Here is a 13,563-nt window from a genome sequence, read left to right on the forward strand (position 1 = left end):
CGCCCCGGCCGCCTCAGCCCCGGCCCCGGCTGCAGCGCCCGCCGCCCCGCGCGCCGACCAGCCGCGCGAGGAACGGGTCAAGATGACCCGGCTGCGCCAGACCATCGCCCGCCGTCTCAAGGAATCCCAGAACACCGCCGCCCAGCTGACCACCTTCAACGAGGTGGACATGACCAACGTCATGGCCCTGCGGACCCAGTACAAGGACGCCTTCGAAAAGGCCCATGGCGTGAAGCTGGGCTTCATGTCCTTCTTCACCCGCGCGGTGGTCGCGGCCCTGAAGGAGATCCCGGCCGTCAACGCCGAGATCGACGGCACGGACATCATCTACAAGAACCACTATGACATCGGCGTCGCCGTCGGCACCGAAAAGGGGCTGGTCGTGCCGGTCCTGCGCGACGCCGACCAGCTGTCGCTGGCGGGCATCGAAAAGGGCATCGCCGCCCTCGGCAAGGCGGCCCGCGACGGCGCCCTGACCCTGGATCAGCTGCAGGGCGGCACCTTCACCATCACCAACGGCGGCACCTATGGCTCGCTGATGTCGACGCCGATCCTGAACGCGCCGCAGTCGGGCATTCTGGGCATGCACAACATCGTGCAGCGCCCGATGGCGGTGAACGGCGAGGTGGCGATCCGGCCGATGATGTATCTGGCCCTCAGCTACGACCACCGCATCGTCGACGGCAAGGAGGCGGTGACCTTCCTCGTCCGCGTCAAGGAGCTGCTGGAAGATCCGGCCCGGGCGCTGCTGGACCTCTGAGCCGCGCCTGTGTCCTGGCGGGATGACGAGCTGGAGGTGGCCCGCTTCGTCACCGTTCCCGAAGGTGAACTCGCCGTCGCGCTTCTCCGGCGACACAATATCGCGGCGCGGCTGCCTGATCGGGACATGGCGACCATGAACCCCGACCTGCTGTATGCGATCGGCGGAGTCCGGGTCATCGCGCCCGCACGTCAGATCACCGAGGCCCGAAATCTGATGGACCGCATGCGGTCCGGCGAGTTCGCCCGCGAGGTCGAAGCGTCCAGCGACTGGGAAGCGGATGCCTTGCCGGGCAAGGTCGGCGAACTCGACGAGGCCGAGGTGCACGGAGCGGTCGGCGGCGCGAAGCGGTGGGCGGCGCCCATCCTCATCTTCGTCCTGCTGCTCGTGCTCGCCGACTGCGCCTTCATGGCTTTCGAAGCCTGAACCGGCTCAGCCCAGCCCGCCCAGCACCTCATCCGTATCCGCCCCCAAGGCCGGCGGCGGCCGGTCGTAGGCCACGGGCGTCAGCGACATCCGGATCGGCGAGGCCACCGTCCGCACGGGGGCCGACAGGTCGGCGCGATCCTGCGTCACCTCCAGCCCGCGGTGTCTCGCCTGCGGCTCGTCGAAGACCTGATCGATCGTATTGACCGGCCCGCAGGGCACGCCCGCGGCTTCCAGCGCCGCCAGCAGCCCATGCATGGTCTGGCCCGCGGTCAGGGCCGACAACTCCGCCGTCATCACCGCGCGATGCTCGATGCGCAGGGCGTTGGTCAGGAAGCGAGGATCGGCGCCGAGGCCGGGAGCGCCCAGCGCCGCCGCCAGCGCCCGGAACTGGCCGTCATTGCCGACCGCGATGACAACCATTCCGTCCGTACACGGAAAAGGCTGATAGGGGGCCAGGTTCGGGTGGGCGTTGCCCATCCGGGTCGGGGCCTTGCCCGAGACGAACCAGTTGGTCGCCTGATTGGCCAGCATGGCGGCCTGGACGTCGAACAGGGCGATGTCGATAGACTGCCCCTGTCCCGTGGCCCGCGCGTGCATCAGCGCCGCGAGGATGGCGTTGGAGGCGTACAGGCCGGTGAACAGGTCGACGACCGCGACCCCGACCTTCATCGGCTCGGCCCCCGGCGCGCCGTCGGGCTGACCGGTGATGGACATGAGTCCGCCCATGGCCTGGATCATATAGTCATAGCCGGCCCGGTGCGCGTCCGGTCCGTCCTGGCCGAAGCCGGTGATGGAGCAGTAGACCAGCTTCGGATTGAGCGCCGCGAGCGAGGCGTGGTCGAGGCCGTATTTCTTCAGCCCGCCGGTCTTGAAATTCTCGACCACGACGTCGCAGGTCTTGCTCAGTTCCCGGACGATCTCCGCCCCCGCGGGCGTGGCGAGGTCCAGTTCGACCGACTTCTTGCCCCGGTTGGCGCACAGGAAATAGGCCGCGTCGCCCTTCGACCCGTCCGCCTTTGTCGTGAAGGGCGGGCCCCAGGCCCGGGTGTCGTCGCCGACGCCGGGGCGTTCGATCTTGATCACCTCGGCGCCCAGATCGGCCAGCATCTGCGTCGCCCACGGCCCGGCCAGGACGCGGCTGAGATCGAGGACGCGGACGCCCGCGAGGGGGCCGCTCGCTGCGCTCAAAGCCCCGGGTCCCACACCCCTGCGTCGCGCATCCGGCATTCGCGCGCCTCCCGGGCCCGGCCGTCCATCTCTTCGGCCATGCAGCAGACGGCCTTGGACACCGTCGCCTTGTGCACGCCCGGCACCAGCGCATGCATGAAGGCGCAACTGGCCAGTTTCAGGAGGCGGAATCCGAACCGCGACGAGGCGGCCATATGATGGAAATAGCTTTCGTCGACCTCGCGCGGGTGTTCGACGAACAGGCGATGAAAGGTGCGGCTCATGGCGCCAGTCTAGACTGCGTCGGGCCGTCCCTCTACCCGACCGGTGCATTTTGGCCTAAACCGCGCGCCTCCGCCACGCTTGAGAAAGACGACCCATGGCCGACGGCGCCTCCGCTCCCTCCAAGACCTTTCGCTGGGACGACCCGCTGGACCTGTCGGGCCGGCTGACGGACGACGAGCGGATGATCCAGGACGCGGCCCGGTCCTACGCCCGCGAGAAGCTGCTGCCGCGCGTGGTCGAGGCCTTCCGCGACGAGACCTTCGACCGCGCCATCATGACCGAGCTGGGCGAGATGGGCTTTCTCGGCGCCATGCTGCCGGAACAGTACGGCGGCTCCTCGGTCAGCCACGTCGCCTACGGCCTGATCGCGCGCGAGATCGAGGCGGTCGACAGCGGCTATCGCTCGGCCATGTCGGTCCAGTCGTCGCTGGCCATGTATCCGATCTACGCCTTCGGCTCGGAAGAGCAGAAGATGCGCTTCCTGCCGCGCATGGCGGCCGGTGAACTGGTCGGCTGCTTCGGCCTGACCGAGGCGGACGGCGGCTCCGACCCGGCCTCGATGAAGACGAAGGCCGTGGCCGTGGACGGCGGCTATCGCCTGAACGGCGCCAAATACTGGATCACCAATTCGCCCATCAGCGACCTGGCCATCGTTTGGGCGAAACTCGACGACGTGATCCGAGGCTTCATCGTCGAACGCGGCATGGACGGTTTCACCACCGACAAGATCGGCGACAAGCTGTCCCTGCGCGCCTCCATCACCGGCGACATCGGCCTGAACGACGTCTTCGTCCCGGAAGCGAACCTGCTGCCGGGCGTCAAGGGCCTGCGCGGTCCCTTTTCCTGCCTGAACAAGGCCCGCTACGGCATCGCCTGGGGGGCCATGGGCGCCGCCGAGGCCTGTTTCCATCTGACGCGCGACTATGTCGGCGAGCGCATGCTGTTCGGCCGCCCGCTATCCTCGCGCCAGCTGGTGCAGAAGAAGCTGGCCGACATGCAGACCGAGATCTTCCTCGGCTTCGAGGGGGCGCTCGCGCTGGGTCGCCTGCTCGACCAGGGGGCCTGGGTCCCCGAGGCCATCTCGATGATGAAGCGCAACAACTGCGGCAAGGCCCTGGCCATCGCCCGCGAGGCCCGCGACATGCACGGCGGCGCCGGCATCACCGGCGAAATGCACGTCATGCGTCACGCCATGAACCTCGAGACCGTCAACACCTACGAGGGCGCCCACGACGTCCACGCCCTGATCCTCGGCCGGGCGATCACGGGACAGAGCGCTTTCTAGGGACGGGGCGTTCCGGCGGGGGCGTCCTCGCGGGTCCCTGTATTGACCTCGGGCACATAGAGGCCGGTGACCAGCCGCGTCAGGAAGCCGCCCGGCTGGTTCCGCGGCCCGAAGCGGCCGCAGGGGTCCGGGTCCGGGATCGCCCGGACCGGCCGATCCACAGGCGCGAAGGCGTCGCCCACCGCGTCGGCGAAGGGCTCGGCCATCTGCAGGGCGTCGCCCACGCGCGAAAGCGACGGCGAATCGGTCCCGAGCACATTGGCGTTGCGGGCCCAGGCGAGGGCCGCCGCCTGGGCGCCCGCTGCGTCCAGCAGCTCCGCCTCGGCCGCCAGCCCGCCGGTCGTTCCGGGCACCCGGACCGTGCCCGGACCGGGGATGAAGGCGTTGGCCACCGCCGCCACGGCCGAGCCTTCCGGCCCTGTCGGGTCGATCCGCACCACGGCGGTTCGTACGCGCGCGGCGCCGTCAGGGGAGGCAGCGAGGGTGAAGCGCTCGCTGATTTCATAGCAGACCTGCCGGTCGACCTCGCGCAGGATCAGGGCGCGATCCTCGTCGGTGAGGCTGCCGCCGACCGGGCCGACCAGGACCGCCGGCTCAAGCCAGACCTGCTCGATCCCGGAGGCCCGCGTCTCGTCCCGGTGCTGCCGGATCGAGGCGCGCACGGTTCCTTCCTGCGCCTCAAGCCGGTCATAGGCGGACAGGAATCCGCTGTCCGCGGTCGGCGCGGTCTGACAGGCGGCGAGGCCGCAAACGGCCAGAAGGCCGGCGGGAAGCAGGGATCTGAAGGTCATTGAGGCTCCTTGGCCTCAAGCTACGTGCCGGGAGCCGATTCGGATGCATCCGGCGGCGGCGGCCGGCACGCCTGCGTCAGGAACCGTCATCCCTTGCGCAAGGGCGCTGGTCCTAGTCTGCGCGAACGCGGTCCGTTGAGCATTGTCATTCCGCTTCAACGCCGTATCGTCGGTGAAGGCGGGAGTGGCGCGATGGACGGGGAAGTGGCAGGCATCGACGGCGACGATCCGTTCGCCCAGTTGCGCGATGTCTTCGCCGGTCGCCGCGCCCTCCTGCTGGAAGACGACCCGGCCCTGTCGGAACACGTCGCCGAGCGGCTGTTGCGGGCCGGATTCGGGTCCGTGGAACGGGTCGACAGCGGCGAGGCCGCCATCGCCGCCGCGGCCGCGCCCTTTGACGTCCTCATCCTTGATCGCCTGACCGCCGGACTGGACGGGCTGGAGACGCTCAAGCGGGTGCGCGCGGGCGGCGGGCCCTGCGCCGACGCCCCGGCCCTGATGCTGACCGCCCTCGGCGGCGAGCGGCAGAAGGTCGAGGGCCTGCTGGGCGGCGCCGACGACTATCTGTCCAAGCCGGTCGGCGACGAGGAGCTGCTGGCCCGGATCGCCGCCCAGCTGCGCCGCGCCGCGCGGCGGGCGGGCCCGGTCGGGAGCGATCTGGTCAACGGCCCCTTCCGGCTGGCCTTCGGCGCCCGGACGCTGAAGTTCGACGCCCCCGGCGGTGCGCGGTTGATCGACCTGTCGCCGCTGGAATTCGCGATCGTCTGTGAACTGATGACCGCGCGCGGCCAACCGGTGACCAAGACCATGCTGTGGGACCGCTGCTGGGTCGAATGGCGTTTCCTGCCGGACAATTTCGTCAACATCATCGACGCCCGGATCAGCGCCCTGCGCCGCCGGCTCAAGGAACAGGCGCCCGAACTGGGCGAGGACCTGCACCCCCTGATCGTCTCGGCCCGCAGCCAGAGCCTGATCTTCCGCGACCTGTCCGCCTGGACGGGCTGAGGTCGCGGTGCCCTTCCGCTTCCTTCGCCTGCGGGCCTGGCTGGCGCGACGCACCTCGACCCAGCTGGCCGCGGGCATCGCCGTCATGGCCGCCCTGGCGTTGACCGGTTCGCTGATGGTCACCAGCGCGGCCGTCAGGATGGACCAACGCGAGAAGGCGGCTCTCGCGGCGCTGAACGACTACAGCTCCATGGTCGGCAAGCTTGGGGTGGAATCGTCGCTGACCGCCGCCAACATCACCGCGGCCGACGCCGCCTATCTGTCGGCCTGGCTGAGCGCCTTCCAGGCCGGTCCGGCGCGCGAGGCCGGCAGTCTGGAGGCGACCTGCCGCACCGGCCAGGGTGGGGCCGGGGTGCGGTTCATCCGCGCGCCGGTCGGCAAGCCCGCAGGCCTGGCGGCGCTTGAGACCATCCGGGGGGAGCGCGCGCCGCGGCTCGGTGACGGCGTCTATGTCGTCCAGCTCGAGCGCGGGGTGCTGTGCCGCTCGCGCGCCGTGGAAGTCGTGGTGGTGCGCCAGTCGGTGGGGGCGCTCGACATCGCCGTCGGGCGGGTCGTCGACCGGTCGGGACAGGCCTGGGGCTGGGCCGTGGCGGCGGTGGCCGCCGCCGGAGTCCTGCTGCTGGCCTTCGGTCTGACGGCGGCGACCTTCGCGCGCCGCCGCCTCACCAACGCCGTGGCCGACGTCAGCCGGGCGCTGGATCTCGCGTCCGTCGGAGACTTCTCGGTCCGGGCGCCCGAGACGGCGGTGGCGCCCGAGCTGACCGAATTGACCGGCCAGGTGAACCTGACCCTCGATCGGCTGGAGGAGCTGTTGAGCTGGCTGCGGGATTCGGCCGATCAGCTGGCCCATGACTTCCGCACGCCGCTGGCGCGCGCTTCGGCCCGGCTGGACCGGCTGAAGGAGGTTTCGGCCACGCCCGAGGCGCGCGCCCTGGCCGAGGAGGCGCGCGCCGACCTGACCCGGCTGACCCGGGCGATGAACGAGGCCATGACCCTGCGCGACGGCGAGGCATGGGTCTTCGAGACGGTGCGGCTGGATCGGCTGGCGGCCTCGGCGGCGGACCTCTACCAGCCCCTGGCCGAGGAGCGCGGCGTGGTGATCCAGATCGAAGTCTCGCCGGTCTCCGTCCTCGGGGTGCGGTCGCTCTTGCAGCGGGCCGTGACCAATCTGGTGGACAATGCGGTGAAATTCTCACCCGGGAGCGGTGTGGTGACCCTCACTGTGCGGCTCGACGACGGCAAGCCCGTCCTGTCGGTCGCCGATCAGGGGCCGGGGTTCGATCCCGACCTGCTCGACGACCCCGCCCGGGCGGTTTCCGAGGCCGCCGACGAGGGGCGCGAGAGCCATGGCATGGGGCTGGCGTTTGTACGCGCCATCCTCAAGCGGCACGGCGCAGCCATGACGATTGATGACGCCGGTCCGGGGGCTGTCGTCACGGCGCGTTTCTCGCGCTAGGGTCAGTGGAACAACAGGGGATTGGCGATGCGTTCCATCATCCGGGCCGGCGGTCTGTCCGTGCTGGCGCTTGTCGTCGCGGTCCCTCTGCTGGCGGCCACGCCGGCCGCCGCGCAGCAGTCGCCGGTGCCGTTCGACGCCCAGCGGGGCGTCTTCACCTTCGCCACCGGTCTTGAACGCGCCCTGCCGGCCGTCGTCCAGGTCACCACCCTGGGCCAGTCCGAGGGCCCCAGTTCCGGCGAGAACGAACCCCGGCCGATCTCCAGCGGCTCGGGCGCCATCATCGACGCCCGCGAGGGCATCGTCGTCACCAACAACCACGTCGTCGAGGGCGGGCGGAAATTCACCGTCGACATGACCGACGGCCGCATCTTCGACGCGGTGCTGATCGGCACCGACAAGGCCACGGACCTGGCCGTGCTGAAGATCGAGGCGCCATCCGTTTCGGGACTCGGCCTGTCGCAGATCGAGGTGGTCAATTCCGATGCCCTGCGCACCGGCGATCTGGCCTTCGCGGTCGGCTATCCGCTTGGCCTGGACCAGACCCTGACCATGGGCGTGATCTCGGGCATGGGCCGCTCGGGCATGGGCGACCGGATCGAGGACTATATCCAGACCGACGCGGCCGTGAACTCGGGCAACTCCGGCGGTCCGCTGCTGGACAGCCGCGGGCGGTTGATCGGCATCAACACCTCCATCCTGTCCGGAGGCGGCGGCGGCAATGACGGCATCGCCTTCGCCGTGCCCAGCCGCATCCTGATGTATGTCGTCGCCCAGCTGCGCGAGAGCGGCGAGGTCAAGCGCGGGACCACCGGCGCCATCTTCGGCTCGCTTAACGCCCAGCGCTCCCGTGATCTCGGCCTCGGCATCGTGCGCGGCGCGGTGATCGAGGACGTCGCGCCCGGCTCTTCGGCCGAGGCCGCGGGCCTCCAGCGCGGCGACGTCATCACCCGGATCCAGAACCGTCCGGTCTCCAATGCGGGCACCGTCGCCGCCACGATCGGAATCGCCGAGCGCGGGACCCGGCTTGACGTCGTCTATCTGCGGGAAGGGCATGAGGGGCGAACCACCCTGACCGTCGAAACGCCATCGGAACGCACCTCCATCACCGGCGCCGATGTGGTCATGGCGCGGGGCGCATCCGTGCGGCTCGCTTCCGAGGGCTTGCAGGTGTTTGCGGTCGAGGGCGGTTCGGCGGCCGCGGCCGCGGGGCTGCAGGCGGGCGACCTGATCCCGCTGATCGACGACACGCCGATCACGGGTCTCGATGCGCTGGCCGCGTCGCTGGGCGGCGAGGGCCGGCGGGTCCTGTCGGTGGTGCGGGGCGGCGAGCCGGTCGAGATCATCCTGCCCTGACCGGCCGGGGCTGACCGCCCGCTGACCCCCGGACAGCAAAACGCCCGCTCTGCCGGAGGGGGGAGGGTGGCGGAGCGGGCGTCTCGCTTTGGAGGAAGCATCGGCCCGCCGGAGCCCTTGGTGGAGTGATCCAGGAGGGGCTGGGGGGGCTGTTCAGGATCCGGAAACGCTCCGAACTCCAACAGGCCGATGACTTCCGTGTCGCCCCCCAAGGGGGCGGGCGCTGGGCGGAAGCGAGGCTATTTCATGTTCGTCACGAATTGTTTGCGTCGCGGCGTTCCAGACACAGTGTTCGCCGACGCCACTGCTTGGAATGCACGCCGCCCCACTGGCGTTTTCACCATGGCGGCGTAACCTTCCCAAGATGAGCGACGCCGCTGATTTGCAGTCCGTTCCCGGCCCGGTCTTCTTCGACCGGCGCGAACTCGACCTGATCCTGCGGGTCTATGGCCGGATGGTCGCGGCGTCCGAGTGGCGCGACTACGCCATGGTCGGGCACAGGGATGTCGCCGAGTTCGCCGTCTTCCGCCGCTCTGGCGACGCCCCCCTCTACCGCATCGAGAAACGCCCGGCCCTGCGCCTCAAACAGGGGCAGTGGGCGGTGATCGGCGAGGGCGGCGTCGTGCTGCGCCGGGGCCGCGACCTGGCCCAGGTGCTGCGGGTCTTCGACAGCCGGAAATTCACGGTCGTCGAATAGAAAAGGCCCCGGCGTTTCCACCGGGGCCCCACTTCTTTTTTTGGCCTGCCGTGCTTCGCACGACTTGAGGCGAAACGCGCACAAGCAGCGAGCCGCCGCGCGGCGAGCGTTAGCGCAACCTACCTGCGTCCGCCGAACAGCATCAGCAGGAATTGGAACATGTTGATGAAGTTGATGTACAGGCTCAGCGCACCGTAGCTGGTGGCCACGCTCATGGCGGTCTGGTTCCCGCCGAGGGCGTAGTAGGTCATCTTCAGCCGCTGGGTGTCATAGGCGGTCAGGCCGGCGAAGATCAGGACGCCGGCGATGCTGATGATCATCTGCATCATGGTGTTCTGCAGGAAGATGTTCACCACCGAGGCGATGATCAGGCCGATCACGCCCATGATCAGGAAGCTGCCGATGCCGGTCAGGTCCTTCTTGGTCGTGTAGCCGAACAGGCTCAACGCGCCGAAGGCGGCGGCCGTGATCAGGAAGGTCTGGATCACCGAAGCGCCGGTATAGACCAGCACCACCGTGCCCATCGAGGCGCCGATCAGGGCCACGATCAGCCAGTACAGGCCGCCCGCCGCGGACGGGCTCGGGTTTTTCATCAGGAAGTTGGAGCCCAGCAGGATGACCAGCGGCGAGAAGGCCACGATCATGCCCAGCAGGGTGAAGCCGGTCAGGCGTTCGACGCCGTCCGGGAAGACAGCGGTCGCGAACATCAGGTCACGGACCGGAGGATAGGAGCCCGTCAGCCAGGCCAGGGCGGCCGAGACAAGCAGGCCAAGGGCGACCTTGTTGTAGACGCCCAGCATGAAGCCGCGCAGGCCTGCGTCCACCGACATGTCGGCGGTGGCGGGCGCGGTAGTGTAGCCGTTTCTGAAATCGCTCATGGCGAGATCGGTCCTCCATTGGGCCGGGCGATCCCGGCCTTTGCGCAAATATCGGGCGCACCTCGTCCTTCCGCAAGGAAAACCGGACTTGGGTCGCGCGTTTCCAGCCGCTACCAAGGGTCGCATGATCCGGCTGTTCACCGCCCTGTCTGTCCCTGATGACGTCGCGGAGGCGCTCGCCCGCCGCCAGACCGGCCTGCCGGGCGCGAACTGGCGCACCGTCGATCAGCTGCACATCACCCTGGCCTTCTATGGCGAGATCGACGAGCGCCGGGCGGACGACCTGTCGATCGAACTGGAGCGGGCGGCGACCGGCGGCCCGTTCGAGATCGCCCTGTCCGGCGTCGGCGCCTTCGGCGACGGTCACCGCACCCACGCCATCTGGGCCGGAGTCGAGGCGAACGAACGGCTGTCGGTCCTCGCCGGGCGGTGCCGCAGCGCCGCCGAGCGCGCCGCCATCAGCATCGAGCGCCGCGACTACCGCCCGCACCTGACCCTGGCCTATCTGAAGCCCCATGCCGATCCCGCCCGCATCGGGGCCTGGATCGCCGAACACAACCTGCTGCAGTCTCCGCCGATCCGGATCGACCGGTTCGGCCTGTATTCCAGCGTCCTGACCCATGACGGCAGCCGCTATGACCTCGAGAGGGAGTATGTCCTTTGACCGGACCCGTGCTGGAAACCGAACGCCTGACCCTGCGGCCCATCGCCATGGAGGACTTCCCCCGCTGGGCTGAGATGATGGGCGATCCCGAGGCGGCGAAATTCCTCGGCGGGGCCCAGCCCGCGGCGGTCGCCTGGCGAGGATTCATGACCATGGCCGGGGCATGGAGCCTGACCGGAATCTCCATGTTCTCGCTGGTCGAGCGCGACACCGGCCTGTGGCTGGGCCGGATCGGTCCATGGACCCCGCACGGCTGGCCCGGCACGGAAGTCGGCTGGGGCCTGCATCCGGACGCCCAGGGCAAGGGCTATGGCGTCGAGGCGGCGACGGCGACCATCGACTACGCCTTCGACGTTCTGGGCTGGACCGATGTCATCCACTGCATCGATCCGGACAACACACCGTCGCAGCGGCTGGCGGAGCGGATCGGCTCGCGCAATCTCGGCCCCACCCGCCTGCCGCCGCCCTTCCACGAACTGTCCATCGACCGCTGGGGTCAGAGCCGCGCGGAATGGCGCGCCCGACCGCGCTGACGCCGAATTCTGCGAAACACTGACGCTTTGACCGGCTGGCGCGTTCCGCTAGTCAGGGGGGCAGGAAACGACGAGGGTGAGCGTATGCGGGTTCTGGTTCTGGGCGGCGACGGCTTCTGCGGCTGGCCGACCGCGCTGCATCTGTCGGCGCAGGGCTGGGACGTCTGCATCGTCGACAACCTCAGCCGCCGCAACATCGACAATGAACTCGAGGTCCAGTCCCTGACCCCGATCCGGACCATGGGCGAGCGCATCGCCGCCTGGAAGGAAATCAGCGGCCGGAGCATCGACTTCGTCAACATGACCGTCGGCAAGGAGTTTGATCGGCTGGTCGCCCTGATCAACGACTGGAAGCCCGACAGTGTCGTCCATTTCGCCGAACAGCGCGCGGCTCCCTATTCGATGAAGTCGGCGCGGCACAAGCTCTACACCGTCGACAACAACATCAACGCCACCAACCATCTGCTGGCCGCCATCGTCGAGAGCGGTCGGGACGTCCATCTGGCCCACCTCGGCACCATGGGCGTCTATGGCTACACCACCGCCGGCCTGCGCATCCCCGAGGGCTATCTGAAGGTCACCGTCCAGACCGACTTCGGCCCCACCGAACAGGAGATCCTGTTCCCGCCGAACCCCGGCTCGATCTATCACATGACCAAGACCCAGGACGCCCTGCTGTTCCAGTTCTACGCCAAGAACGACGGCGTCCGGATCACCGACCTGCACCAGGGCATCGTCTGGGGCGCCCAGACCGAGGAAACCCGCAAGGACGAGCGGCTGATCAACCGTTTCGACTATGACGGCGACTACGGCACGGTGCTGAACCGCTTCCTGATGCAGGCGGCGGTCGGCTATCCGCTGACGGTCCACGGCACCGGCGGCCAGACGCGGGCCTTCATCCACATCCAGGACACGGTCCGTTGCGTCGAACTGGCGCTGAAGAACCCGCCCGGGACCGGCGACCGGGTCAAGATCCTCAACCAGATGACCGAGAGCCGCCGTGTGCGCGACCTGGCGGCCATGATCGCCGGTATGACCGGGGCCGAGGTGCACAATGTGCCCAATCCCCGTCAGGAGGCAGACGAGAACGAACTGGTGGTGGCCAACGACCAGTTCCGCGAACTGGGGCTCAAACCCATCACCCTCGCCGAGGGCCTGATGCAGGATGTGACCGGCATCGCCCGCCGCTACGCCGACCGCGCCGACCTGTCGAAGGTGCCGTGCGTCTCGACCTGGAACGGCAAACGGGCCGAGGCGGTGAAGGCCTCGCCGACCGTCGTCACGCCGCCGCCCGCCCCCGCACAGGCGCGTTCGGCCTGATCCATGGCTGGCGCGGCCGTCTCACCCTCGCTGCTGGTCTACGGCGGCGGCTGGCTGGGCCGGGCCGTCGGTCTCGAGGCTGTGCGCCGGGGCGGCCGCGCCGTCCTGACCAGCCGCGATGCGGACCGGCGGGCTGCATTGGCGGCCGAAGGGCTCGCCGCCATCGACCCGAATGACGCGCCGGCTCTGGCCGACGCCGTGGCCGGGGCCTCGGCCATCCTGGTCTGCGCCCCGCCCGTGGCCGACGGCTGTCCGGGACTGAAGGCCCTGTCGCCGGCCCTGGCGGCCACGGACGTCTGGCCCGACTGGATCGGCTATGTCTCCTCGACCGCCGTCTATGGCGACCGCGCCGGCGGCTGGGCGTTTGAGGACAGCGAACTCAACGCCGCCTCGCTGGAGGGCGCGCGCCGCGTGCGGGCCGAGCGCGACTGGCTGGACGCCGGGCAGGGCATGGGTCTGACGGTGCAGCTGTTCCGCCTGCCGGCCCTCTACGGCCCCGGCCGCTCGCCGCTGGACCGGCTGCGCGACGGCACGGCGCGGATCGTGCGCAAGCCCGGACAGGTGTTCAACCGCGTCCATGTCGACGACGTCGTCTCGGGCCTGTTCGCCTCCATGGCCCGCCCCCGGCCCGGCGCCGCCTACATCCTGTGCGACGACGAGCCCGCCCCGGCTGACGTGGTCATGGAAGGCGCCGCGCGCCGCCTCGGCCTGCCCACGCCGCCCGAGATCGACCTCGACGATCCGTCAGTGTCGGACGCCATGCGGCGCTTCTATCTCGACTCCAAACGCCTCTCGAACGCCCGCGCCAAGGCCGAGCTCGGCTGGCGGCCGAAGTATCCAACGTGGCGGGACGGGCTCGAGGCGATGCTGGGTGGCTAGTGGTTAGTGGTTGGTGGTTGCCGCACCGCTGTCAGCGGAAGGGCGGCGCCGGCCGCGC

15 protein-coding genes are annotated in these 13,563 nt (G+C 69.5%); 11 read left to right on the forward strand and 4 right to left on the reverse strand.

The window, feature by feature from the left end; genetic code table 11:
- Together odhB and QQJ79_RS04075 are read left to right on the forward strand one after the other, a co-directional pair.
- On the forward strand, nt 1-760 hold a 760-nt coding region (gene odhB / locus QQJ79_RS04070), incomplete at its 5' end, for a 2-oxoglutarate dehydrogenase complex dihydrolipoyllysine-residue succinyltransferase (protein WP_284221381.1).
- A gap of 36 nt (nt 761-796) precedes the next feature.
- Complete coding sequence (locus QQJ79_RS04075) at nt 797-1,186, forward strand: hypothetical protein (RefSeq protein WP_284221382.1); 390 nt, start codon at nt 797-799, stop codon at nt 1,184-1,186.
- Nucleotides 1,187-1,192: 6 nt separating this feature from the next.
- Here the strand turns inward: QQJ79_RS04075 and QQJ79_RS04080 are convergent, their stop codons facing one another.
- Both QQJ79_RS04080 and QQJ79_RS04085 read right to left on the reverse strand, forming a co-directional pair.
- Nucleotides 1,193-2,377, reverse strand: coding sequence for a CaiB/BaiF CoA transferase family protein (locus QQJ79_RS04080; RefSeq protein ID WP_284221383.1), 1,185 nt, complete (start codon nt 2,375-2,377; stop codon nt 1,193-1,195).
- Nucleotides 2,374-2,640 carry a DUF6356 family protein gene (locus tag QQJ79_RS04085; RefSeq protein ID WP_284221385.1) on the reverse strand — a complete coding sequence of 89 codons (267 nt, stop codon included), beginning with the start codon at nt 2,638-2,640 and terminating at the stop codon, nt 2,374-2,376. Before QQJ79_RS04085 ends, QQJ79_RS04080 begins: the two co-directional genes overlap by 4 nt.
- A 95-nt stretch (nt 2,641-2,735) precedes the next feature.
- Here QQJ79_RS04085 and QQJ79_RS04090 point away from each other — a divergent pair, with 95 nt between their 5' ends.
- Nucleotides 2,736-3,926 (forward strand): acyl-CoA dehydrogenase, encoded by a 1,191-nt coding sequence (locus QQJ79_RS04090; protein WP_284221386.1) that lies wholly within the window; start codon nt 2,736-2,738, stop codon nt 3,924-3,926.
- On the opposite strand, the gene QQJ79_RS04095 is transcribed toward QQJ79_RS04090, so the two are convergent.
- Nucleotides 3,923-4,717, reverse strand: a complete 795-nt coding sequence (locus QQJ79_RS04095; protein ID WP_284221389.1) for a DUF3313 family protein — start codon at nt 4,715-4,717, stop codon at nt 3,923-3,925. The genes QQJ79_RS04090 and QQJ79_RS04095 overlap by 4 nt on opposite strands.
- A gap of 192 nt (nt 4,718-4,909) precedes the next feature.
- Between QQJ79_RS04095 and QQJ79_RS04100 the strand changes: the two genes are divergently transcribed.
- The 4 genes from QQJ79_RS04100 to QQJ79_RS04115 all read left to right on the forward strand — a co-directional run bounded on the left by QQJ79_RS04100 (nt 4,910) and on the right by QQJ79_RS04115 (nt 9,231).
- A complete protein-coding gene (locus QQJ79_RS04100) occupies nt 4,910-5,722 on the forward strand; it encodes a response regulator transcription factor (protein ID WP_284221391.1) in 813 nt (270 codons plus the stop codon).
- A 7-nt stretch (nt 5,723-5,729) separates the two neighbouring features.
- Nucleotides 5,730-7,178, forward strand: coding sequence for a sensor histidine kinase (locus QQJ79_RS04105; RefSeq protein ID WP_284221393.1), 1,449 nt, complete (start codon nt 5,730-5,732; stop codon nt 7,176-7,178).
- Between the two features lie 27 nt (nt 7,179-7,205).
- Nucleotides 7,206-8,534 carry a S1C family serine protease gene (locus QQJ79_RS04110; protein ID WP_284221394.1) on the forward strand — a complete coding sequence of 443 codons (1,329 nt, stop codon included), beginning with the start codon at nt 7,206-7,208 and terminating at the stop codon, nt 8,532-8,534.
- Between the two features lie 364 nt (nt 8,535-8,898).
- The gene (locus QQJ79_RS04115; RefSeq protein ID WP_284221395.1) at nt 8,899-9,231 is read left to right on the forward strand and encodes a DUF2794 domain-containing protein; all 333 of its coding nucleotides are present in this window, start codon (nt 8,899-8,901) and stop codon (nt 9,229-9,231) included.
- Nucleotides 9,232-9,350: 119 nt separating this feature from the next.
- Here the strand turns inward: QQJ79_RS04115 and QQJ79_RS04120 are convergent, their stop codons facing one another.
- On the reverse strand, nt 9,351-10,109 hold the full coding sequence (locus QQJ79_RS04120; RefSeq protein ID WP_284221396.1) for a Bax inhibitor-1/YccA family protein: 759 nt from the start codon (nt 10,107-10,109) through the stop codon (nt 9,351-9,353).
- A gap of 124 nt (nt 10,110-10,233) precedes the next feature.
- On the opposite strand from QQJ79_RS04120, the gene thpR reads away from it, so the two are divergent.
- From thpR to QQJ79_RS04140, 4 genes are all read left to right on the forward strand, one after another.
- Nucleotides 10,234-10,773 (forward strand): RNA 2',3'-cyclic phosphodiesterase, encoded by a 540-nt coding sequence (thpR, locus tag QQJ79_RS04125; RefSeq protein WP_284221397.1) that lies wholly within the window; start codon nt 10,234-10,236, stop codon nt 10,771-10,773.
- Nucleotides 10,770-11,306, forward strand: a complete 537-nt coding sequence (locus tag QQJ79_RS04130) for a GNAT family N-acetyltransferase (RefSeq protein WP_284221398.1) — start codon at nt 10,770-10,772, stop codon at nt 11,304-11,306. Before thpR ends, QQJ79_RS04130 begins: the two co-directional genes overlap by 4 nt.
- An 84-nt stretch (nt 11,307-11,390) precedes the next feature.
- Nucleotides 11,391-12,626: an NAD-dependent epimerase/dehydratase family protein gene (locus tag QQJ79_RS04135; RefSeq protein ID WP_284221399.1), complete on the forward strand. Its 1,236-nt coding sequence runs from the start codon at nt 11,391-11,393 to the stop codon at nt 12,624-12,626.
- Between the two features lie 3 nt (nt 12,627-12,629).
- A complete protein-coding gene (locus QQJ79_RS04140) occupies nt 12,630-13,505 on the forward strand; it encodes a Rossmann-fold NAD(P)-binding domain-containing protein (RefSeq protein ID WP_284221400.1) in 876 nt (291 codons plus the stop codon).
- The last annotated feature ends 58 nt before the right edge of the window (nt 13,506-13,563 follow it).

This window comes from Brevundimonas denitrificans (genome assembly GCF_030160755.1).
In the GTDB taxonomy this organism is placed as follows: Bacteria; Pseudomonadota; Alphaproteobacteria; order Caulobacterales; family Caulobacteraceae; genus Brevundimonas; species Brevundimonas denitrificans.